The organism is Microvirga calopogonii, assembly GCF_003347665.1.
Taxonomy (GTDB): domain Bacteria; phylum Pseudomonadota; class Alphaproteobacteria; order Rhizobiales; family Beijerinckiaceae; genus Microvirga; species Microvirga calopogonii.
On sequence record NZ_QDGA01000003.1, the window covers coordinates 102,507 to 122,774 of the forward strand.

Genomic DNA, 20,268 nt, shown 5'->3' on the forward strand with positions numbered 1-20,268 from the left:
CGTCTCCCAGTCGTCCCACTTGGTTCTCCGGGTCTGGAATGGCTATAAGTTCCTAAACTCTGGAGGTGATCGTGACGCTGCTGATTGTTGGACTGGTGATCTTTCTCGGCATCCACTCCTTCAGCATGGCGCGCGGACGCCGAGCTGCCCTGATCGGAAAGATCGGGGAGGGGCCCTACAAGGGCCTTTACTCGCTCGTGTCCTTGATCGGGATCGTGCTGATCGCCATCGGCTTCGGCCAGTATCGCGCAAACGGCTACATCCCGGTCTGGGAGCCACCGGTCTGGACGCGTCACCTCGCCCTTCTCTTGGTCTGGCTCGCCTTCATCTGCCTCGCGGCGGCCTATCTGCCGGGACGCATCAAGACCCGGCTCAAGCACCCGATGCTCGCCGGGGTGAAGATCTGGGCCGTGGCGCATCTTCTCGCCAACGGCGATCTCGGGTCTATCTTGCTGTTCGGCTCGATCCTGGCCTGGGCGGTGATGGCCCGCATCAGCGCCAAGCGCCGCGACGTGGCGGCCCAGCACGGGGGCACTGCAGCGCCTGCGGGATGGCGCAACGACGTGCTGGCGGTGGTGATCGGAACGGTTGCCTATCTCGCCTTCGCGTTCTGGCTGCATCCCTGGCTGATCGGCGTTCCCGTCGTGCCTACCCGGACGTGAGAACTCTTGCGCACGAAGCCTCTCGCCTTGCGCGATGGTCTATGTTAGGCGACCTCCTTCGATTGCAGGAGGCGGCTGCTTTTTGGCCGCAAGAGTGAGACGATGGCCCCGAACGACGAGTTCATTCGCGAAGTCGATGAGGAATACCGCCGCGACCGGATCGCCCAGATCTGGAAGCGCTACAACGGAATCATCATCGGCGTGGTCGTGCTGGTCGTGGCCGGCGTCGGCGGTTGGCGCTTCTGGGAGCATACCCAGCAGACCCGGGCACAGGAAGCGGCCGTGCGCTACGAGGAGGCCCTGCGCCTCTCCTCCGAGGACAAGGGACAGGAAGCGCAGGGCGCGTTCGAGGCCGTGGTCAAGGAAGACGGCGGCACCGGTTATGCCATGCTCGCACGCTTCCGTCTGGCCGCGGAACTCGGGCAGCAGAATGCCGAAAACGGCGCATCGGCTTTCGACGCGCTCGCCGGCGACTCCGCCGTGCCGCCCCTGTGGAAGGATCTCGCGCGCCTTCGCGCCGCCTGGCTGCGCGTCGACACGGCCGAACCCGCCAAGTTGCGTCAGGCTGTGGAACCTCTGGCCTCGCCATCGAGCGCCTGGCGCCATTCTGCGAGGGAACTCTTAGGCTTATCCGGCCTTAAGGCCGGTGATATGGATTATGCCGGTCGCTGGTTCGACCAGATCGCCGCCGATCGCGAGACGCCTTCCTCCCTGAGGCAGCGGCTTGCCGTCTATACCGCCCTGGTGGCGGGCGGTCCGGTGCAGGCGACGCAGTAGGATAGGACAGGACATGACGGCGACCGTCGCCATTGTCGGGCGGCCGAATGTCGGCAAATCGACTCTCTTCAACCGTCTCGTCGGCAAGAAGCTGGCGCTCGTGGACGACCGGCCGGGCGTGACCCGCGACCGGCGCGAGGGCGAGGCCAAGCTCGGCGATCTCGAATTCCGCATCATCGACACGGCAGGGCTCGAGGAGGCGACCGAAGAGTCGCTCCTCGGCCGTATGCGCGCACAGACCGAGGCCGCCATCGCCGATGCCGACGTGATCCTGTTCGTGATCGATGCCCGAGCCGGGATTCTGCCCGCCGACCGCCCCTTCGCCGAGATGGTGCGCCGATCCGGCAAGCCTGTGATCCTCATTGCCAACAAGGCCGAGGGTGGCTCCGGCATGGCCGGCGCCTATGAGGCGTTTGCGCTCGGCCTCGGCGATCCGGTCCCGCTCTCCGCCGAGCACGGCGAGGGCATGGCAGACCTCTTCGAGGCGCTGATGCCTCACTTCCCCGATCCGAACGAGATGGAGGAAGAGGAGGACGACCCGAACAAGCCGTTGCAGGTCGCCATCGTCGGGCGTCCGAACGCGGGCAAGTCCACCCTCATCAACCGCATGGTCGGAGAGGAGCGCCTGCTCACCGGGCCCGAAGCCGGCATTACCCGCGATTCCATCTCGCTCGATTGGGAATGGCGCGGACGTCCGATCAAGTTGTTCGACACGGCGGGACTGCGCAAGCGCGCACGCGTTGAGGACAAGCTCGAAAAGCTTTCCGTCGCCGATGCCCTGCGTGCCGTGCGCTTTGCCGAAGTCGTGGTGGTGCTGCTCGATGCCACGATCCCGTTCGAGAAGCAGGATCTGTCCATCGTCGATCTGGTGGAGCAGGAGGGCCGAGCCCTCGTGATCGGCCTCAACAAGTGGGATCTCGTCGCCGACCAGCAGGGCCTCCTGAAGGACCTGAAGGAGAAGGCCACCCGCCTTCTGCCGCAGGTTCGCGGCGCTCCGGTGGTGCCGCTCTCCGGGCTCGCCGGCAGCGGCATCGATCCGCTCATGAAGGCGGTATTCCAGGTCTACGAGAAGTGGAACACTCGCATCTCGACCGCGAAGCTGAACCAGTGGCTTTCCGAAGCCCTGGAGGCCAATCCGCCGCCCGCGGTCTCGGGACGCCGGATCAAGATTCGGTACATGACGCAGGTGAAATCGCGCCCGCCGCATTTCGCCGTCTTCGGAAACCAGCTCGATGCACTGCCGAAGAGCTATACGCGCTACCTCGTCAACGGCTTGCGCGAAGCCTTCGATCTCCCCGGCACCCCGATCCGCGTGTCCCTGCGCATGGGGCAGAACCCGTTCGACAAGGAGCGGAAGTAGGGCGCTTCCAGCCGCCGAGCATGGCCGGCACGATGCCGGCCATCGGGTGTTTTCATTCCTCAGTAGAGCGGTTGCAGCCTCACGTTGGGGATCACGAAGGGGCCCATCGCCAGAAAACCGTTCTCAAGCCGCAGAGCCGGCAGGGAGGCGAGCTGCGGCTTCGCGTTGGGCTGACCCTGCTGCGAACGCGGCCCCTGTCCGAGCAGCATGCCCAGGAGATTGCCCCCAACTCGCCCACCGGTCAGGTTGCCCAGGAGACCGTCGAGGCCTGCGGCCGCGACGGTGAGCTGGCCTGCTGGGCGGTGCTGCTCGTCGAGGCGCAGCTCGCCCTTGGTTTCGATCTGGCGGGTGCCCTTGATGGCCGAGAGCATCAGGATGTCGAGCTTGCCGCCCGCATTGCGCCAGAGCTCAAGCTCTTCGACGATCGTTCCGCCCTTGAAACCGTCAGCCTGGGTCACCGTGACGTCCGCGCTCAGGTTGGTGGGCTCCGCTCCGCCGATCAAGGCATCGAGGATGGGGATGCGCGCCTCTGTCACCGAAGCGGCCACATCGCCCGCGAGCTCGGCCCGTCGTGAGGGATTGGGGCGGACATGGAGTTCCAGGTGCCTGCCGGATCCGGCAATGTCGCCGTTGCCGAGTCCCGTCACCGACACCTTGGGGGCATCGGCCGCCACTGACAGGCGCTGTAGGCCGGTCTGCGAGGCGTTGATGCTGGCCTGGAGCAGGTCCCAGCTGCCGTCGACCGTCACGGCCCCGTCCGTCACGCGCAGCGGGCCCGCCACTTCCACGATCACCCGCCGCGGCTGATAGACCTGAGCGACGGCCTCGGTGCGCCCGAAGGAGGCGGACACCGAGCCCCGCTTCAGGTCGAGGGACGCGCAGATGATCTCAATGCGGAACGGATACCCCAGGATCGTCCGGTCGCCGCATGTCCATTGCCGCCCGTTCCTGGCCTCCGCGGCGATCCAGCCGTCGAGAGCCTCCGCCGTACGGTTGCGGATCACGAACCAAGCGATGCTCCAGGCGATGGCAACGAGTAGCAGCAAGACGAAGGGTGTGTAGAGCCAGAAACGGCTGCGGCGAACGCTCGCCGTTGGGGCAGCCTGGTCCATGCGCGATCTCCTGTTGTGCTGGTGTGTGGTTACTGGTAGCGCCGGATGCAGGCAAGGTTCGGGCGCGGGTGACATGAAGGATCTCACGGAGGATTTATGGGTTTTCGGCTACGGCTCGCTCATGTGGCGGCCCGGTTTCCCCTACGTTGAACGCATTCACGCGCACCTTTACGGCTACCACCGGTCGCTCTGCGTCTTCTCCCACGTTCACCGCGGAACGCCCGAGCATCCGGGGCTGGTCATGGGCCTCGACCGGGGTGGGCGCTGCCATGGAGTGGCCTTCCGCGTGGCGCCCGAGGAGGCAGCGGCAACGGTCCAGTATCTGCGCGAGCGCGAGCAGGTCACCTCCGTTTATCTGGAGCGGCATGTGCCCGTGCGGCTGGCCGATGCGCGCCGCGTTCGCGCGCTGGCCTATGTGGTCGACCGCAATCATGGGCAATATGCCGGCCGGTTGTCCTATGATGAGGTCTTGAGGCTCGTGCGTCAGGGAGAGGGAATTTCCGGACGCAATCCCGATTACGTGCGCTCCACTTACGAGCATCTCATCGGCATGCACGTGGTCGATCCGCTGCTGCACCGGATCGTCGACGCGCTCGATCAGGAGGCGTGAACCTCGTTCTCGCGCAAATCCTCGAAGATCGCGCGGCGGTCGTCCTCGGTCGCAGCCAAGCGATGGATATGGAGTTCGGTGGCGCCGAGATCCTGAACCTTGGCGAGCCAGCGCAGGCGGGTCTGCTCGCTGGGATCCGATGCCGCCATAGCGGCGTCGACCACCATTCCGTTGCCCGTTCGATCCCGCTTCACGGCCAGGATCACCGCGTCCGTGACCTCGAGAAGTTCCGTCTCGTTCAGCGGATGCACGCCGACAATGTAGCGGCGCCCCGAACGGCCGCGCCAGGAACTCAAGGTGGAAGAGGAGCGAAGCCCAGCGGTCGCCCGTAGCCTTTCCTCGCGCACACCAGTCCTCCGCGTTCGGTCGTTGCGGAGATCCCGCATGGCCGCGTTCCAGGATATGGTTCGTTTGTTCGCCATATGTTCTTATATGTAAGAACGGCTGCGTGAGTCGTCAAGGCTGCTGAAAGCTTGGCTGTGCTTGGGTTTGCGGGTTTTTGCGCCCGCTTATGTGAGCGTTGAGCTCACACAAGCGGGAGGGCCGGCACGAGGCCAGCCATGACGTAAGGACGGTTGGTAAGCCGGGAAAGCACCCAGGAGCAGCTTCTCACACCTTCGACAACGTGGTCTCTGAAGCGGTTGAGCCTAAACCGAGTTCCGCCCGGCCCTCCTCAAGAAGCCGGTTGGAAGCCGTCTCGATCCGCTCCTGAACCAGCTTGAAGAATTCCTCGCGCGCCAGCCCTGGGGCGATGGGGTCCTGAACCTCGATGCGCACCGTGCCGGGACGGCGGATGAACTTGCGGCGGGGCCAGTAGAGGCCCGAGTTCATGGCGATCGGAATGCAGGGAAAGCCGAGATTCTGGTAGAGATGCGCCACGCCGTACTTGTAGGCCGGAGGTGCCCCCGGTGGGCGGCGCGTGCCCTCGGGGAAGATGATGATCTGCCGGCCGTGCTGGGCTTCTTCCTTGGCCCGTGCCGTCATCTGCACCAAGGCCAGCGATCCCGCCTTGCGGTCGATGGGAACGCAGCGCGCCTTGGCCAGATACCAGCCGAAGAACGGGATCCACATCAGCTCGCGCTTGAGGATGTAGGTGGGATCGTCGAGAAGCGGCAACAGGGCGAAGGTCTCGAGGAACGACTGGTGCTTGGCGGCAACCAGCGCCCCGCCGGGCGGGATCTTCTCCTGCCCGGTGATCACGACCTTGATTCCGGCGACAACCCGCAGAAGCCAGACCGAGGTGCGCGCCCACATCTTCACCAGTTCGATGAACTGGCGGCGAGGCACGAGCGCTCCCGGGATCAGGAGGATTAGCCACAGGATCAGGTTGGCATAAAAGGCGACGTTGAAAAGCAGGGAGCGAACGATCAGCATGATTTCTTGAAAACGAAAAGCGGAGCATCGTGCTTCGCGGGCGCGGCACCTTAATGGGTTTTCGTGCAGGACCATAGGGCCCCGGACCCAAAAATGGACCCGCCTTTGGGATCAAATCAGATGCTTCATTCTTCAGACTGAAGCACTGTCCCCGAGGCGGCTCGGAGCTATACGTGGCGCTAGCGCCAGAGTGGTTCGGCGACGATCTGCGCCTTGATGGGCCCCCCGCCGCTGATGATCTTCGCCACCGAGGAGCGCTCCGGATCTTTCTCGAAGCGGGTCCGGATCCAGACCGCCAGGAACTTCAGATACTCGGTGAAGACCAGGCGGGCCACGGCCGGCTTGTGCCACCACTCATGCGGGTCGATGGTGGCCGCGACCGGATAGGGGATCTTCTGAAGGTTCGGCAGCGCGTGCTCGAGTTCCACCAGGGTGCGCGGCATGTGGTAGTTCGAGGTCACCACGATGATGGTGTCGAATCCGTTCGCTTCGGCCCAGCGTCTCGTCTCGATGGCGTTGCCGATGGTGTTCCGGGCCCGGTAATCCAGATCCACGCAGCAATCGAAGAGCCGTCGCTGGCCCGGATTGAGGCGGGCGATCTGGTCCCTGCTGGTGTTTTCGTTGACGCCGGAGATCAGAAGCCTCTTGGCATACCCCTTGGCGAGAAGGTCGATGGCGTCGCCGATGCGCTGCGCGCCGCCCGTCATGGCGACGATCCCGTCCGCCCGTGTCTCGGGCGGCTGCTCGAAACGGTCGAGGCTGTAGACGAAGCCCAGGAAGCCGAGGAACCCGATGACCAGGGCCGCAATGAAACTCCAGAAGCCGAAGGTGAGCAATCGGCTCACAAGAGACCGCTCGGCGGGATGCCTAGTCGATGCGGGCATCGTCCAGCCCCAGCCCACAGCCTCTGTGGAATCCACGGCGCCCGGCGCTACCCAACTCTGCGTTCGCGAGGTCATCTTGGACGAACATAACGGAGAATGCGGCAATGGAGAGGCAACCTGCTCTTTCCTTGTTAACCCTCACCATCAACCACTTTCGTTAAGAAAGCGTCTCACGGTCAGGCGCGAGACGATGCCGGCGATCAGTGCCACGAGGAGCGCAATGAGGATCACCACCGTATAGCCGCTCCAGCTGATCGTGAAGGCGCCGAACAATGCCTCCAGCTGGTCGCCGGTGGGACTTGCCCGCCAGGAACGGGCCACGAAACCCAGGATCAGGGTGAGGAGCAGGGCGGCGGCAGCCCCGATGGCGCTCCCGCGCAGGCCGAGCCGAAAGAAGCGACGCTGGAATTCCTTCGCGATGAAATCGTCGTTGGCGCCAACGAAATGCAGCACCTCCACCACCTCCCGGTTGCCGGCCATGGCGCCCCTCGTGGCGAAGATCACCGCAAGGCCCGCGGCGAGGAGCACGAGGGCGACGAGGAAGACTCCGATGCCGATGATCGTGTTGGCCATGGTCGACAGCCGCGAGACCCAGAGGGCGTGGTCGTCGAGGGTGGCGCCGGGCACATCGCGCTGCAGGGATTGCCGCAACGGACCGAAATCGGGCCTCGTATCCTGTTTGATCTTGATCACGATCAGACGGGGAACCGGCAGATCCTTGAAATCGAGGCCGGTCCCGAGCCACGGCTCGAGCAGACGCTCGGATTCCTCTTTCGTGAAGGCCTGGGCCTGCTCCACGCCGGGCGTCTGCCGGGCCAAGGCCACGGCGCGTTCTACGTCCTGGTCGATGGAGCGCTGGGCATTGGGGCGGATCTGGATCGTGACTTCACGGGCGATCTCGGAGCGCCACTGTGCGGAACTTGCCGACACGAGTTCGGCGCCGCCGGCGCAGAGCGCGGCGAGAAAAGTCAGGATGGCGATGACGGCCGCAAGGGCCTGGCCGCCGGCCGAGTCCACCGGCACGAGCGGGGCGTTCCGGCTCAAGGAGGCGGGCAGGGTGCGTTTCTGTCCCTCGGCGGCAGCAGCCTTCTTGGGACGAGGTTGAGGCGCGGCGTTCATCCGGCTCACTCGTCGATATGCAGCCGCCCGTCGCCGAGCACGAGGCGGCGCACGTCGAGCTGATCCATGAGACTGAAATCGTGGGTTGCTATGACCACCGAGGTTCCGAGACGATTGAGTTCGATGAACAGGCGCAGCAGGCGGCGGGCGAGCGACGGGTCCACATTGCCCGTCGGCTCGTCCGCGAGCAGCAGGTCGGGGCGCACGATCAGCGCCCGGGCGATGGCCGCGCGCTGTTTCTCGCCACCGGAGAGGACGGGCGGCAGCATGTGCATGCGGTCGCCGAGGCCGACCCAGCGCAGCAGCTCGACAACCTCGGCCCGGTAGCTCGATTCCTCCTTGCCCTGGACGCGCAAAGGCAAGGCCACGTTCTCGTAGGTGGTCAGGTGATCGAGCAGGCGGAAGTCCTGGAAGACCACGCCCATGCGGCGGCGGACACTCGTCAGCTCGTCCTTGGAAATCCCGGATACGTCTTCGCCGAAAAGCGAAATCAGGCCGCGGGTCGGCTTCACCGAGAGCAGGATCAGGCGCAGAAGCGTGGTCTTGCCGGCGCCGGACGGGCCGGTAAGGAACTGGAAGGAATTCGGCTCGATGGAAAAGGTCAGGTCGCGCAGGACCTCGGGGCCCATGCCGTAGCGCACGCCCACATTCTCGAAATGCACGGCCGGGGCCGCACTCTCGTCATAGTCCTCGTCGTAAAGCGCCTTCACGCGTCTCGAGCCATCCTTGGAGGTTATCGGTTCTTGTGGCGGATAAAGACCGCGATTCGCCTTCTTATCGCCCCTGCATGGTTAGCAAGCCATAAACTCGGCATGCGGCGACGGGAAGCCAGCGGTTCGCGGGACATTGCCGCAGGAGAGGCGAGGGAGACGATCTCCCTCCACGTCATCGCTTACCTCAGGCCGGCAATACCGATCCGAACGACCCTGCGCTCCTCTAAGCGGGATGACTTGGCCGGCAAGCACCTCTTTGACCCTAAAACGTCCAAGTCCGTTTGACATCCTCGTCCAAGCATGGTCGTGAAGAAGCAGGCCCAAGGCTTTTGTATTCTCTGCTGGATTGATGACGATGAGCACTGCCCCCCGGATCCGGGTCCTTTTCGACGAAGACACCATTGCCAAGCGCAACGAGGCGCTGGCCCAGGAAATCGCGGCCGCCAAGCCCGAGAACCTCCTCGTCGTCGCCGTGCTCAAGGGCAGCTTCATGTTCGCCGCGGACCTGATCCGCGCCCTGCACCGGACCGGGCTCACCCCCCAGGTCGAGTTCGTGCACCTGTCGAGCTATCTCGACGGCACAGTCTCCACCGGAAACGTCACGATCCTGCGCGACGTGGAAAGCGACGTGCGCGGACGCGATGTGCTGCTCGTGGACGATATCCTGGAATCCGGCCGTACGGTCACCTTCGCCAAGGACCTGCTGATGGCCCGGGGCGCCAAGAGCGTGAAGACCGCCGTGCTCCTGGAGAAGCCCGGCAAGCGCGCCGTGCAGATCCATCCGGACTACGTGGGCTTTACCTGCCCCGACGTGTTCGTCGTCGGCTACGGCATGGACGTGGCCCATTCCTACCGCCAACTGCCCTTCGTCGGCGTGGTCGATCACCTCGACAACAGCCCGGACCTGTTCGACAAGCCGGAAGCCTGATTATCCGTTCAGGCGCCAGATCGTCCCGTTGAGCAGGGTGGCATAGGTCACCCAGGCCAGATAGGGCACGAGAAGCAGGCCTGCGGTCCGGTCGAGCCTCCAGAAGGTGCGGATCGTGGCGATGATCGCCACGATCAGCGCGGCGATCACGATGAGGCCTGCAATCGGGCTCCTTCCGCCGAAGAAGGCAAAGGACCAGAGACCGTTCAGCGCGAGCTGAGCAAAGAAGGCGATGATGGCGGTCGAGCGTCCGCGGCGGTTTTCCGGCAGGGCGAGAATGCGCCAGAGCGCATAGGCCATCATGGCGTAGAGCAGCGTCCAGGCCACCGGAAAGGCCCAGTTCGGCGGCGTGAAGCCGGGCTTCTGGAGACCAGCATACCAGGTCGGGATGTTCGGCTGGGTGACGAGGCTTGCCGACACCGCGACTGCGACCACCGGCACCACCGCCACGAGGAAGCGCGGAAGCGGCCGCATTGCATGGCTGGCCGGCGCAGTTTGATCTGTATGCATGCTCGGAATCTCTTTATGACGGACGCATTGTTATCCTTGTGACGCAACCTGTCACGCTTGCGGAGGTTCCCTCATGTCGTCATCGCGTTCCCCATGGTCGAAGCGCAGCCTGGCGGCCCAGGCCATGGGCCATGTGGATCCGATCACCAAAGCGATCGTGCCTCCGATCCATGTGACGACCACCTATATCCGCGACGAGGACAACGCCTACTCCTCGGGCTTCGTCTATGGCCGCCCCGACAACGCCACGGTGCGCGAGGCCGAGGAGGTTTTGGCCATGCTGGAGGAGGCCGAGGCCGGCGCGTTGCTGTTCTCGTCCGGCATGGCGGCCGCGACCGCCGTATTCCAGGCGCTGGATCCGGGCGATCACATCGTGGCCTCCAAGGTCATGTACTGGGCCCTGCGCAGCTGGCTGATGACGGAAGCCGTGCGTTGGGGTCTCAAGGTCGATTTCGTGGAGACCGACGACCTCGATGCCCTCCGTTCTGCCGTGAAGCCCGGCGAGACCAAGCTGGTCTGGGTCGAGACGCCCTCGAATCCGCTCTGGACGATTACCGACATCGCGGCCGCCGCCGAGATCGCCCACGCGGCTGGGGCGCGTCTCGCGGTCGATTCCACCACCGCCTCGCCGATCCACACCCGGCCGCTGACCCTCGGCGCCGACATCGTCATGCATGCGGCGACCAAGGTGCTGAACGGCCATTCCGATGTGGTGGCGGGCGCGCTCGCGGGTGCGAAGGCCGACGCATTCTGGACGCGGGTCGCCTCCATCCGCAAGATGCAGGGAGCCATCCTCGGGCCTTTCGAGGCGTATCTCCTGATGCGCGGCATGCGCACGCTCCATGTGCGGACGGCTGCACAGGCGAAGAGCGCGCTCGATCTCGCTCAGCGCTTTTCAAACCATCCTCAAGTGGCCCGCGTGCTCTATCCCGGCCTGCCGCAGCATCCCGGCCACGACATTGCCGCCCGGCAGATGGAGAACGGCTTCGGCTACATGCTCTCGATCCAGGTCTCAGAAGGAGAGGCTGCCGCGATCCGCACGGCGGCGCGGGTCGGCCTGTGGAAGCGGGCGACCTCGCTCGGCGGCGTCGAGAGCCTCATCGAACACCGCGCTTCGATCGAAGGTCCGGGCACCCCATGCCCGCCCGACCTGCTGCGTCTTTCCACCGGCATCGAGGATGTGGAGGACCTGTATCGGGATCTGGATGAGGCCTTGCGGGGCTGACATCCTCTTCGTCATGGCCGGGTTCGTCCCGGCCATCCCGATTTGAAAAGCGCTGTGCCTCAAACAAACGGGATCACCGGCACAAGGCCGGTGATGACGTGCAGTGAGTGGGAAGGGCGGTGGATTGTGGGCCCCCCTTAGCCAGCTATCTTGATCCTGTCACAAAACCTGTGCTTCTCTCCGATACAGGCGAACCCTGTTTCGCAAGAAGATCAGCCGAGGGAAGACCATGACACAATCCATCACCCGCCGCCGCGTCCTGCAGACCGGCGTGGCCGCAGCCGCCATCGCCGGAATGCCTCAATTCACGTGGGCGGCAGGCCCGGTCGTGAAGCTCCGCATCCTGGAGACCACCGACCTTCACGTGAACATCTTCCCCTACGACTACTACCGCGACGCCGCCGACGATACGGTCGGCTTGGCACGCACCGCGACCCTGGTGAAGGCGGCGCGTGGTGAAGCGAAGAACAGCCTGCTGTTCGATAATGGCGACATCATCCAGGGCTCCCCGCTCGGTGATTACGTGTCCTATCGGAAGGGCATGAAGAAGGGCGACGTTCATCCCATCGTCGCCGCCATGAACACCCTGAATTACGATTGCGGCACGCTCGGCAATCACGAATTCAATTACGGTCTCGATTTTCTGCAGAATTCGCTGGGCGCCGCAAAATTTCCGATTGTCTGTGCCAATGCGGTGAAGGCCGACGGCCAGACCCTCTACAAGCCTTGGCTCGTTCTCGACCGCGAGGTGGTCGATGAGTCCGGTGCCAAGCAGAAGCTGAAAGTCGGCGTGATCGGCTTCGTGCCGCCGCAGATCGTGCAATGGGACAAGGCGAATCTCGACGGTAAGGTGACTACCGTCGACATCGTGGATGCGGCCAACAAGCATGTACCGGATCTGAAGAAGGCCGGTGCCGACATCGTCGTGGCGCTCTGCCACTCTGGCATCGCAGGCGGCGAGCGCAAGGGCGGCGAGGAGAACGCGGCGCTACATCTCGCGAAGGTCGACGGTATCGACGTGATCCTCACCGGCCACCAGCATTTCGTGTTCCCCGGCGGCAAGGAATTCAACAACATCGATGGTGTCGATGTGAAAGCCGGCACGCTCCATGGCAAGCCCGCCGTCATGGCCGGATTCTGGGGCAGCCATCTGGGCCTCATCGACCTTGAACTCACCAAGGACGGCGATGCCTGGAAGGTAGCGAACTTCCGCACCGAGGCGCGCCCGATCTACGACCGCGTCGATCGCAAGGTCGTGGCGAAGGTGGATTCGGAGGTCGGCGTGATCGCCGCCGCTCAGGCCGATCACGACTCGACGCTGAAATACGTGCGCGAGCCCGTCGGCAAGACTGCGGTCCCGATCCACTCCTATTATTCGCTCGTGGCGGACGACGCCTCGGTGAAGCTGGTCGCGGAGGCGCAGTCCTGGTACGTGGCCGACCAACTCAAAGCCTCGCCCTTCAAGGATCTGCCGATCCTTTCGGCGGCCGCGCCCTTCAAGGCCGGTGGACGCGGCGGACCGAACTACTTCACCGAGATCAAGCCGGGCCCGCTCGCCATCAAGGACATGGCGGACATCTACATCTATCCGAACACCATCCGCGTCGTGAAGGTCACCGGTGCGCAGGTGCGCGAATGGCTGGAGCGCTCGGCAGGCATCTACAACCAGATCGACGTGGCCAAGGGCGGGGAGCAGGAACTCATCAATCCCAAATTCCCGGCCTACAACTTCGATGTCATCGCGGGCGTGCAGTACAAGATCGACCCGACGCAGGCCTCGCGCTACGACGACAACGGCAAGGTCGTGAATGCCGATGCGCACCGCATCAAGGACCTGACCTATAACGGCAAGCCCGTGACGGATGATCAGCAGTTCATCGTGGTGACCAACAATTACCGCGCTGGCGGCGGCGGCAACTTCCCCGGTGCCGACGGAACGACCATCGTGTTCGAGGCGCCGGATCTGACGCGCGATGCCATCATGCGCTACATCATCGAGAAGAAGGAAGTGGCCCCGAAGGCCGACGGCTCCTGGTCGCTCGTCTCGCCCGCCGGCGTCACCATGACCTTCACCACCGGTCCGAACGCCGCCCAGTATCAGCCGGCCGGCATCAAGGTCGAGAAGATGGGCGATGCGCCGGAAGGCTTCGTGAAGTACCGCATCGTGAGCTGATCCCGCTCCACATCGCTTGGCGAGGCGGCCGGGCTCATGCCCGGCCGTTTTCATTCGGGCCTCTATGCGAAGAACTCGAACATCACACTTGCGTGAGCACTCACTGCGTCATTTCGCCAATTGCTGGCGAAACAGACAGCACTCCCGCCCATGTGGCTGAAGGCGCGACCGAAATTCGTCACGTCCCCTGCGCTTGTCATGACCGGAAAAGCGGCACCCCCGATGCTTGAAGCCAATTTAACCTTGCGCTAACCAGCGGCCTTTCGAATGCGGGCATCGCCGCATTGCCGATCCTTATTTTATTCTGGTCTTTCCATGATTTTTCTCCTTCGCAGATTGGTCTGCTTTCTGCTCGCATCGGTCGCGATGGCGACGCATGCCGCCGCCGATGAAGACGAGATCTGGAGCAGGAACATCACCCCATCCTGGCTCGACGAGCATCTGGCGGCCAAGCGTGCGACACGTGCGCGTCCGGCGCCTCGCCTGAGCCGCACACAGGTCTGGGCCTACGGCTTGTCCCGTTCCGACATGCAGGCCTTCCTCCCGACCGATTTCGACCGGGCCGTCGGCGCCAAACTGCAGCCGTTCCAGGACTACAACTTCCTCGTAGGAACGGAACTCGTCCGCAGCGGCAGCGAGTCCAGCCTTGTATCATCCAGAGCGACCTGGGAGGCTTTCCTGGAGCGCGACTGGCAGACCCTCGGGGTCAGCGCCGGGCTGTCGACGGCGGGTTTCGTCGACAGCGTACAGAATGCCTATACGCAATCCATCAGCGGCAGCATGGATATTCCGTTCGATATCCCTCTCCAGACGTGGACCACGCAGCTGCGGCTGTCTCCCAGCATGAATCTGGACAGCATGAACGGCGTCGTCGGCACCGGCCTGTTGTCGGAGATCATCGGCCGGACCCGGCTGAGCTCCCGTGCGGATCGCTTCACGTCCGATCTGAATGTCAGGCTTGGTTACGGCGTCGCGCCCGATACGCGCCCGACGGCTTCCGCAAGACTCGAGTTGCGGATCGCGCCCAATCTCTGAATGGAGCATGGGCGCATCGCTCCGGCTGCCGTTCCGAACCTGTCAGGCCCTTGCCCGTTGACGGTGAGGCTTGTGACTGGAGCGACATGTGGGACAGCTGATCTTCGATGGCCTCGGGCCTTATGATCTGCCTGATGCGACCCATGCGGATGCGCAAAAGGACGGCGATGGGTTTATGATCTCATTCCGGTTGTGGAAGTCGGAGAACGCCTGGACCTTGGTCCGGGTCCATGTGAGCGACGAAGAGGCGGTGAAGCTTGCCCGTCAGATCGGAGATGCACGCATGCGATCAGACGGATCGACCGTTATCTGACGGAACGCTTGAGGTGGGTTATTCAGGGAAGCGGAATCAGGTCGCTCATGGTTTCCGGCTTCGGCTCCTTGCCGAGGCGCTTGCGCTTGGCGAGAATGATGGTGCCGTTGAGTTCGCCGCCGAAGAGGAAGATGGCTCCAAGCGTGTAGAGAAAGATCAGGGCTACCATGGCGGTGGCGAGGCCCCCATAAGTCGAGGCGTAGGCGCCGGGGTAGAATTCCAGATACCAGCTGAAGGTGAAGCCACCGAGAAGCCAGAGGAGCAGCGTCACGCCCACCCCGGGCAGCACGTTCCGGAAAGGGCGGCGTCCGGCCGGCACGAGCTTGTGGGCGAGCAGAAGGCCCGTCACGATCACCAGGGTCGCGACGCTGATCCGCAGGAAGCCGATCAGAACGGCGAGAGGTTCGAGAGCCGGCACCCAGGAGAGGACGATCCGCCACACGAAGGGGCCGAGCACGACCAGAAACGCCAGGGCCAGCAGCATCATGGCGCCGGCGATCACGAAAGCGATGGATTCGAGCCGCGTCAGCCACCACGGCCGGGTCTCACGGACCCCGTAGGCGCGGTTCAGTCCGACCCTGAGGCTCTCCACCCCACTCGACGCGAAATAGAGCGCCAGCACGAGACCTAGGGTGAGTACGTCGCTGCGCCGCCCGGTGAGGATCGTATGCACCTCACGGGCGATCGGCCCGGCGACCTCCTGCGGCCAGGCCTCGAGGATGATGTCCGCCACTTCGTCGGCCAGAGACCCCGTCCCGAACAGGCTCGCCAAGGCGGTGACGAGGATCAGGAACGGAAAGAGCGAGGTCAGGACCGACAGGGCGATGTGGCTCGCGATAGCCCAGGAATCGTGCAGCACGAAGCGGGTGGACGCGATGGCCAGGAGTTCAAGCGAGAGGCGAAGGCGATTCAAAAGACAGGTCTCCAGGCTGCTGGAGATGGTGCGCCAGAAGCCAAGGGCAAGGAAGGGGGAGGCGGGTCTGACTTGAGGGATTTTCCTTTGTCCTGGGGTAAAGTGTTGGTTGCAGGCGCCGGACCGATGCGTGAATGGCGCTGGCATACCTCTCCCCGGTGGGGAGAGGTCGAGCGAAGCGAGGGGGAGAGCACTTTCCGGATAGATCTTTAACCCCTCACCCGCCGCGCTACCGCGCGTCGACCTCTCCCTCAAGGAGAGGTGAACCCGCTTCATTCCTTCACCCGCATTCCGTCATGTATCGACACGTCGTGAAAATCGACGTTTGGATGAGAGGCCACGGATCGACAAAGGCCGAGGTTCGGGCCTACAAGCTCACGATCGGTCTGCCTCATCCCATTTCCGCCATGAACCCGACTCCCTTCGCTCGCCTCGCGCCGCCACTCTTCGTGCTCATCTGGGCGACGGGGTTCATCGTGGCCCGGTTCGTGGCGCCCTACGCCGAGCCGCTGACCTTCCTGTTCGTCCGCTATGTGCTGGCGACTATCGTCCTCGGTATCATCGTTGCCGTCGCGCGGGTGCCCTGGCCTCGAAAGTGGTACGATTGGCGCAACAGCCTTATCGCCGGCGTTCTCCTGCACGGGCTCTATCTCGGCGGGGTCTTCTGGTCGGTGAAGCATGGGCTGCCTGCCGGGATCTCGGCCCTCGTGGCCGGGCTTCAGCCCCTGGCCACCGGGCTTCTTGCCGGGCCCCTCCTGGGCGAGCAGGTTTCTGCGAGACGGTGGACCGGGATCGGCATCGGCTTCATGGGCGCGGCCCTTGTGGTGGCGCCGAAGCTGGGAGCGGGCGGCGTGCCGGCCTTGTCGCTCGGCATCTGCATCCTCGGAATGCTCTCCATCACCTTCGGCACGATCTGGCAGAAGCGCACCGGCAGCAACCTTGATCTGCGGGTCAACGCGGCCATCCAGTATATTGGGGCGGCAGCCATCACTTTGCCTCTCATGCTCCTGACGGAGCAAGGCCATATGGAGCTGACCCTGCCGCTTCTCGGGGCTCTGGCATGGGCCGTGCTGGGGCTGTCCATCGGGGCCATTGGACTGCTCCTCTTCCTCATCCGTCAGGGAGCCGTCGTCGGCGTTGCAACTCTGCTCTACCTCGTGCCGCCGGTCGCGGCCCTGATGGCCTTTGCTCTTTTCGGCGAGACCTTGAGCCCGATTCAGCTCGCAGGCATGGCCTTGGCTGCTCTCGGCGTTGCTGTGGCAAGCCGGAATTGAAACGCGCAATGCCCCGACCGCATGGCCCGGGGCTTTGTCTCACGTTCGCACTATTTCGTGATTCTCACTGATACCGGATCGCTGGCGGGAAAGGTCTCCTCCACGCCTTCATCGAGCAATTCGTCCTGGTGCTTCTTGCCGTTTTCGGAAGACTTGTCCTCCTTGCGCTTGGGCTTGTCCTTCGGTGTGTCCTTCTGGCGGTTCTTGTCCGTCATGGCATGTCTCCATCGTTCGAGTGGAATTCCCGTTGAGGAGGCAACGCATCAGGCCAAGCTTCGATCCTTCATTCGGCTACTGTAAACGAAAACGGCGCCTTGCGGCGCCGCTTCCAGGATCCTTAGCGGGGCTGGCCCTGCTGCTGGTTGACGAAATAGTCGAAGGGCAGCTCGGCGATGCGGAACCAGGTCAGTTCCTTGTCACGGAAGGTGCTCCAGGAATCGTACACCTTCTTGAACTTGGGGTTGGAGGCGGCGATCTCGTTGTAGAGCTTGTAGGCTTCCTTATAGCTCTGCTCCATCACGTCGCGCGGGAATGGGCGAAGCTGGACGCCTTGGCCGACGAGGCGGCGGATCGCATCGGCGTTCTGGGCGTCGTACTTGGCCACGCACATGGCGTTGGCTTCCGCACAGGCCGCTTCGAGGATGGCCTTGTAGTTGGCAGGAAGCTCGTTCCACTTGTTCATGTTCACGTAAAGCGAGGGCTGGGCGCCGCCTTCCCAGAAGCCCGGATAATAGTAGTACTGGGCAACTTTCACGAAGCCGAGCTTCTCGTCGTCGTGTGGGCCGGAGAACTCGACCGCGTCGAGGGTGCCACGCTCCAGGGCCGGGTAGATGTCGCCGGCAGCGAGGACCTGGGGCACCACGCCGAGTTTCTGCATGATCTGGCCGCCCATGCCGGCGATGCGCATCTTGAGGCCCTGCAGGTCGGCGATGGATTTGATCTCCTTGCGGAACCAGCCGCCCATCTGCGCGCCGGTCTGGCCCGCCGGGATCGGGTAGATATTGTAGTCCTTCATGAACTCGCGGACGAGATCGAGGCCGCCGCCATAGTACATCCAGGCGTTATGCTGGCGCACGTTCATGCCCCACGGCACCGAGGTCTCGAACATGAAGGTCGGGTCCTTGCCGATGAAGAAGCTCGACAGAGTGTAGGAGCACTCGACCGTGCCGTTCTGCGTGGCATCGAGGCTCTGAAGCGCACCGACGATCTCGCCTGCGGCGAAAACCTGGATCTGGAACTTGTTGTCGGTGGCCTGAGCCACGCGCTTGGAGATCATCTCGCCGGCGCCGAAGAGGGTGTCGAGGCTCTTCGGGTAAGCCGAGGTCATGCGCCAGCGAACTTCGGGCTGCGCCTGCGCGATAGCCGGAGAAGCGACAGCACCCGCCGCAGCCGCAAGGCCCGCACCCTTGAGAACTTTTCTTCTATCCATGAGCATTTCCTCGACCGATTTATGTCGTCATTGCCGATTTGGCTGAACATTCCATAAAGCGGGAGGAGGGCCGCTGTCACTCCGCCTTCTGTTGGGTCAGGTATGCGGCGGGAGAGAGCAAGCTATGCAGTGAGGTCATCCTCTCCATTGTCATCCCGGGCGGCGCAGCCGATCCGGGATCGTCGGACGGGTGTGTTGTGTTCGACTATCCCTTCCACAAGAAGGAGAGGGCTTGCGGCGCTGTATTCTGAAAGCGATCCCGGGTTCTGCTGCGCAGCCCCGGGATGACGTGCCTTGCCGGTCTTACCGCTCTTCCGAGCCACCTTTGGATAATGGGCGCTGCTGCTGGCCGCTATGGGCTCGGGCTGAGCGTTTGGGGGGCTTCTCGTCGCCGGTGGAGGATGTCGAGCGTCCACCCGACTGGCTCGCCGTGGGATGACCACGCACCAAAGTACCTTTCGGCACATCCACCGCATTGCCGGGCGCCGGGACGCGGGCGCGGGAAGCAGCGCCGCCGCTCATGCCGGTCGGGCCCGTCGTGCCTTCGGTCTGTGCTGCCCGAGGAGCCGGACTCTTGGCGGCAGTCGTGTTCACGCCCTCGGCGATCTCCTCGTTCGACAGCTGGAAGCCCGCATCGTCGTCTTCCTCCTCGGGCACTTCCTTGAAGGAATGAAGGCCGGCCTTTGAACCGCTCGTCGGGCGGTTGTCGTCCACGTGATCGATATCGAGATCGGGATCGAGCTTCTTGGACGCACCCATGATGCCTGTGGCTTTCGCAGCGGCGCGCTTGGTGTTGCCGACATCGTTGCGCTGGGTCGGGCCTGCAACGAAATCATCGCCGGTCTCTTCCTGGGCGACCTCGTTCAGCACCTCATCCACTGGCGGCTCCGGCAGACGGCCACGCTTGTCCTGTGCCATGGGCTATTCCTCTTCTTGGGTTTCGGTCAGGCCTTGCTGGCCTTCATTTCCAGGAGGCAACGTCCCGTCCAGGACGGGTGTTCCGGCCCCGCATCATCGAAGAAACGGGACCGAACGTCCTTATTGGCCGAGCTCTTTCTGCATGTCCTGCAGCAGCGCCAGATGCTCGTTGATCTGACCGCGCGCGAGCTTGGCCAAGTTCGTCATCTCACGATTGCCGGAGGCCTGTTGGAGATGGCTCTCCTGAAGCTTCAGCAGCTCCTGATGTCCCTCGATCTGCATCGCGACGTAATCCTTGTCGAAAGCCGGGCCCGGCTGGGCCTTCGACAGGCGCTCCATGGCCTGCGCGTCCTTCTGCGGTAGCTCGGGGGCTGTCGCAGCGGATTGCCGTGCGCCCTGCGTGGTGGAGGCGGTGGCGCTCGGATCGGCGAAGGAACGCATGATGTCGGTGAGCAGGTTCTGCTCGGCGATCTCGAAATTCGCGAACTGCTTGACGCGCGGATTCTGAGCCTTGCTGTGTGCAAAGTTCGACTGCTGCAGCGACACGGTGCTCAGTCTCAGCATCTGCTCGACATATTGCCGGTCGACCTGCGATTGCTGCTGGCCCATGGCGGCCGGCGCGCTGGCCTGTCCCTGGCGCATGGGGGACTGCGTGTCCTGCGGGGCGCCACCTTGCTGCGTGCGCTGCTGGCGCTGCTGGGCGTTCTGGCCGAGAGCCGGATTCACCTGTGTTTCGGCGGGCTGCGGCGTGGTGGGCTGCGTGATGGCCTGGTTCTGCTGCTGAGCGAGGGCGGGAAGGCTGATAGCGGCCATGAGGCCGGCAACCACGAGGCTGCGTGACATCAAGTTTCTCCTGCGAGCAAGTTGTGAGAGCGAACGTTTGCGGGAGAAATTTGTTCGAGCACGTAGTCTCAGCTGATCGTTCCTGCTCAGGCCGAA

22 protein-coding genes are annotated in these 20,268 nt (G+C 63.8%); 10 read left to right on the top strand and 12 right to left on the bottom strand.

What is annotated here, in order from left to right:
• The first annotated feature begins 71 nt into the window (after nt 1–71).
• The 3 genes from DDF70_RS04825 (at nt 72) to der (ending at nt 2,799) form a co-directional block, all read left to right on the top strand.
• Nucleotides 72–662: an NnrU family protein gene (locus DDF70_RS04825; RefSeq protein ID WP_114943733.1), complete on the top strand. Its 591-nt coding sequence runs from the start codon at nt 72–74 to the stop codon at nt 660–662.
• A gap of 102 nt (nt 663–764) precedes the next feature.
• Entirely contained in the window at nt 765–1,439 is a 675-nt protein-coding gene (locus DDF70_RS04830; protein ID WP_114943734.1) for a tetratricopeptide repeat protein, read from the top strand.
• A gap of 13 nt (nt 1,440–1,452) precedes the next feature.
• Nucleotides 1,453–2,799: a ribosome biogenesis GTPase Der gene (gene der, locus DDF70_RS04835; RefSeq protein ID WP_114943735.1), complete on the top strand. Its 1,347-nt coding sequence runs from the start codon at nt 1,453–1,455 to the stop codon at nt 2,797–2,799.
• Between the two features lie 59 nt (nt 2,800–2,858).
• On the opposite strand, the gene DDF70_RS04840 is transcribed toward der, so the two are convergent.
• On the bottom strand, nt 2,859–3,911 hold the full coding sequence (locus tag DDF70_RS04840) for a DUF2125 domain-containing protein (RefSeq protein WP_162820220.1): 1,053 nt from the start codon (nt 3,909–3,911) through the stop codon (nt 2,859–2,861).
• Between the two features lie 73 nt (nt 3,912–3,984).
• On the opposite strand from DDF70_RS04840, the gene DDF70_RS04845 reads away from it, so the two are divergent.
• A complete protein-coding gene (locus tag DDF70_RS04845) occupies nt 3,985–4,521 on the top strand; it encodes a gamma-glutamylcyclotransferase (protein WP_114943737.1) in 537 nt (178 codons plus the stop codon).
• Here the strand turns inward: DDF70_RS04845 and DDF70_RS04850 are convergent.
• The 5 genes from DDF70_RS04850 to ftsE all read right to left on the bottom strand — a co-directional run bounded on the left by DDF70_RS04850 (nt 4,509) and on the right by ftsE (nt 8,608).
• Nucleotides 4,509–4,907: a hypothetical protein gene (locus DDF70_RS04850; protein ID WP_170316031.1), complete on the bottom strand. Its 399-nt coding sequence runs from the start codon at nt 4,905–4,907 to the stop codon at nt 4,509–4,511. The genes DDF70_RS04845 and DDF70_RS04850 overlap by 13 nt on opposite strands.
• 223 nt (nt 4,908–5,130) lie before the next feature.
• Nucleotides 5,131–5,895 (bottom strand): lysophospholipid acyltransferase family protein, encoded by a 765-nt coding sequence (locus DDF70_RS04855; protein WP_114943739.1) that lies wholly within the window; start codon nt 5,893–5,895, stop codon nt 5,131–5,133.
• Between the two features lie 179 nt (nt 5,896–6,074).
• A complete protein-coding gene (locus tag DDF70_RS04860; protein WP_114943740.1) occupies nt 6,075–6,854 on the bottom strand; it encodes a YdcF family protein in 780 nt (259 codons plus the stop codon).
• Between the two features lie 69 nt (nt 6,855–6,923).
• A complete protein-coding gene (locus DDF70_RS04865; protein WP_114943741.1) occupies nt 6,924–7,898 on the bottom strand; it encodes a cell division protein FtsX in 975 nt (324 codons plus the stop codon).
• A gap of 5 nt (nt 7,899–7,903) precedes the next feature.
• A complete protein-coding gene (gene ftsE / locus DDF70_RS04870) occupies nt 7,904–8,608 on the bottom strand; it encodes a cell division ATP-binding protein FtsE (RefSeq protein ID WP_114943742.1) in 705 nt (234 codons plus the stop codon).
• A 358-nt stretch (nt 8,609–8,966) separates the two neighbouring features.
• On the opposite strand from ftsE, the gene hpt reads away from it, so the two are divergent.
• Nucleotides 8,967–9,539 (top strand): hypoxanthine phosphoribosyltransferase, encoded by a 573-nt coding sequence (gene hpt / locus DDF70_RS04880; protein WP_114943889.1) that lies wholly within the window; start codon nt 8,967–8,969, stop codon nt 9,537–9,539.
• Here the strand turns inward: hpt and DDF70_RS04885 are convergent, their stop codons facing one another.
• Nucleotides 9,540–10,049 (bottom strand): TspO/MBR family protein, encoded by a 510-nt coding sequence (locus DDF70_RS04885; RefSeq protein WP_114943744.1) that lies wholly within the window; start codon nt 10,047–10,049, stop codon nt 9,540–9,542.
• 73 nt (nt 10,050–10,122) lie between these two features.
• Here DDF70_RS04885 and DDF70_RS04890 point away from each other — a divergent pair, with 73 nt between their 5' ends.
• From DDF70_RS04890 to DDF70_RS04905, 4 genes are all read left to right on the top strand, one after another.
• A complete protein-coding gene (locus tag DDF70_RS04890) occupies nt 10,123–11,274 on the top strand; it encodes a trans-sulfuration enzyme family protein (protein ID WP_114943745.1) in 1,152 nt (383 codons plus the stop codon).
• A 229-nt stretch (nt 11,275–11,503) separates the two neighbouring features.
• Complete coding sequence (locus DDF70_RS04895) at nt 11,504–13,447, top strand: bifunctional 2',3'-cyclic-nucleotide 2'-phosphodiesterase/3'-nucleotidase (RefSeq protein ID WP_114943746.1); 1,944 nt, start codon at nt 11,504–11,506, stop codon at nt 13,445–13,447.
• A gap of 366 nt (nt 13,448–13,813) precedes the next feature.
• Complete coding sequence (locus DDF70_RS04900) at nt 13,814–14,482, top strand: hypothetical protein (protein WP_162820221.1); 669 nt, start codon at nt 13,814–13,816, stop codon at nt 14,480–14,482.
• An 88-nt stretch (nt 14,483–14,570) separates the two neighbouring features.
• Nucleotides 14,571–14,795, top strand: a complete 225-nt coding sequence (locus DDF70_RS04905) for a hypothetical protein (protein WP_114943748.1) — start codon at nt 14,571–14,573, stop codon at nt 14,793–14,795.
• A gap of 22 nt (nt 14,796–14,817) precedes the next feature.
• Here the strand turns inward: DDF70_RS04905 and DDF70_RS04910 are convergent, their stop codons facing one another.
• Nucleotides 14,818–15,708: a YihY/virulence factor BrkB family protein gene (locus DDF70_RS04910; RefSeq protein ID WP_114943749.1), complete on the bottom strand. Its 891-nt coding sequence runs from the start codon at nt 15,706–15,708 to the stop codon at nt 14,818–14,820.
• Nucleotides 15,709–16,115: 407 nt separating this feature from the next.
• Between DDF70_RS04910 and DDF70_RS04915 the strand changes: the two genes are divergently transcribed.
• A complete protein-coding gene (locus DDF70_RS04915; protein ID WP_114943890.1) occupies nt 16,116–16,982 on the top strand; it encodes a DMT family transporter in 867 nt (288 codons plus the stop codon).
• A gap of 50 nt (nt 16,983–17,032) precedes the next feature.
• Here DDF70_RS04915 and DDF70_RS37325 read toward each other — a convergent pair whose 3' ends face one another.
• The 4 genes from DDF70_RS37325 to DDF70_RS04930 form a co-directional block, all read right to left on the bottom strand.
• Complete coding sequence (locus DDF70_RS37325) at nt 17,033–17,197, bottom strand: hypothetical protein (protein ID WP_170316032.1); 165 nt, start codon at nt 17,195–17,197, stop codon at nt 17,033–17,035.
• Nucleotides 17,198–17,319: 122 nt separating this feature from the next.
• The gene (locus tag DDF70_RS04920; protein ID WP_114943750.1) at nt 17,320–18,411 is read right to left on the bottom strand and encodes a TRAP transporter substrate-binding protein; all 1,092 of its coding nucleotides are present in this window, start codon (nt 18,409–18,411) and stop codon (nt 17,320–17,322) included.
• A 303-nt stretch (nt 18,412–18,714) separates the two neighbouring features.
• Nucleotides 18,715–19,329 (bottom strand): hypothetical protein, encoded by a 615-nt coding sequence (locus tag DDF70_RS04925; protein WP_114943751.1) that lies wholly within the window; start codon nt 19,327–19,329, stop codon nt 18,715–18,717.
• Between the two features lie 120 nt (nt 19,330–19,449).
• Complete coding sequence (locus tag DDF70_RS04930; protein WP_114943752.1) at nt 19,450–20,172, bottom strand: DUF4142 domain-containing protein; 723 nt, start codon at nt 20,170–20,172, stop codon at nt 19,450–19,452.
• Between the last annotated feature and the right edge of the window lie 96 nt (nt 20,173–20,268).

Coding starts and splice junctions, on each gene's coding strand:
- DDF70_RS04830 (WP_114943734.1), top strand. CDS start 765: ATGGCCCCGAACGACGAGTTCATTCGCGAAGTCGATGAGGAATACCGC.
- der (WP_114943735.1), top strand. CDS start 1,453: ATGACGGCGACCGTCGCCATTGTCGGGCGGCCGAATGTCGGCAAATCG.
- DDF70_RS04840 (WP_162820220.1), bottom strand. CDS start 3,911: ATGGACCAGGCTGCCCCAACGGCGAGCGTTCGCCGCAGCCGTTTCTGG.
- DDF70_RS04845 (WP_114943737.1), top strand. CDS start 3,985: ATGAAGGATCTCACGGAGGATTTATGGGTTTTCGGCTACGGCTCGCTC.
- DDF70_RS04850 (WP_170316031.1), bottom strand. CDS start 4,907: ATGCGGGATCTCCGCAACGACCGAACGCGGAGGACTGGTGTGCGCGAG.
- DDF70_RS04855 (WP_114943739.1), bottom strand. CDS start 5,895: ATGCTGATCGTTCGCTCCCTGCTTTTCAACGTCGCCTTTTATGCCAAC.
- DDF70_RS04860 (WP_114943740.1), bottom strand. CDS start 6,854: ATGACCTCGCGAACGCAGAGTTGGGTAGCGCCGGGCGCCGTGGATTCC.
- DDF70_RS04865 (WP_114943741.1), bottom strand. CDS start 7,898: ATGAACGCCGCGCCTCAACCTCGTCCCAAGAAGGCTGCTGCCGCCGAG.
- hpt (WP_114943889.1), top strand. CDS start 8,967: ATGAGCACTGCCCCCCGGATCCGGGTCCTTTTCGACGAAGACACCATT.
- DDF70_RS04885 (WP_114943744.1), bottom strand. CDS start 10,049: ATGCATACAGATCAAACTGCGCCGGCCAGCCATGCAATGCGGCCGCTT.
- DDF70_RS04890 (WP_114943745.1), top strand. CDS start 10,123: ATGTCGTCATCGCGTTCCCCATGGTCGAAGCGCAGCCTGGCGGCCCAG.
- DDF70_RS04895 (WP_114943746.1), top strand. CDS start 11,504: ATGACACAATCCATCACCCGCCGCCGCGTCCTGCAGACCGGCGTGGCC.
- DDF70_RS04900 (WP_162820221.1), top strand. CDS start 13,814: ATGGCGACGCATGCCGCCGCCGATGAAGACGAGATCTGGAGCAGGAAC.
- DDF70_RS04915 (WP_114943890.1), top strand. CDS start 16,116: ATGAACCCGACTCCCTTCGCTCGCCTCGCGCCGCCACTCTTCGTGCTC.
- DDF70_RS37325 (WP_170316032.1), bottom strand. CDS start 17,197: ATGACGGACAAGAACCGCCAGAAGGACACACCGAAGGACAAGCCCAAG.
- DDF70_RS04920 (WP_114943750.1), bottom strand. CDS start 18,411: ATGGATAGAAGAAAAGTTCTCAAGGGTGCGGGCCTTGCGGCTGCGGCG.
- DDF70_RS04925 (WP_114943751.1), bottom strand. CDS start 19,329: ATGGCACAGGACAAGCGTGGCCGTCTGCCGGAGCCGCCAGTGGATGAG.
- DDF70_RS04930 (WP_114943752.1), bottom strand. CDS start 20,172: ATGTCACGCAGCCTCGTGGTTGCCGGCCTCATGGCCGCTATCAGCCTT.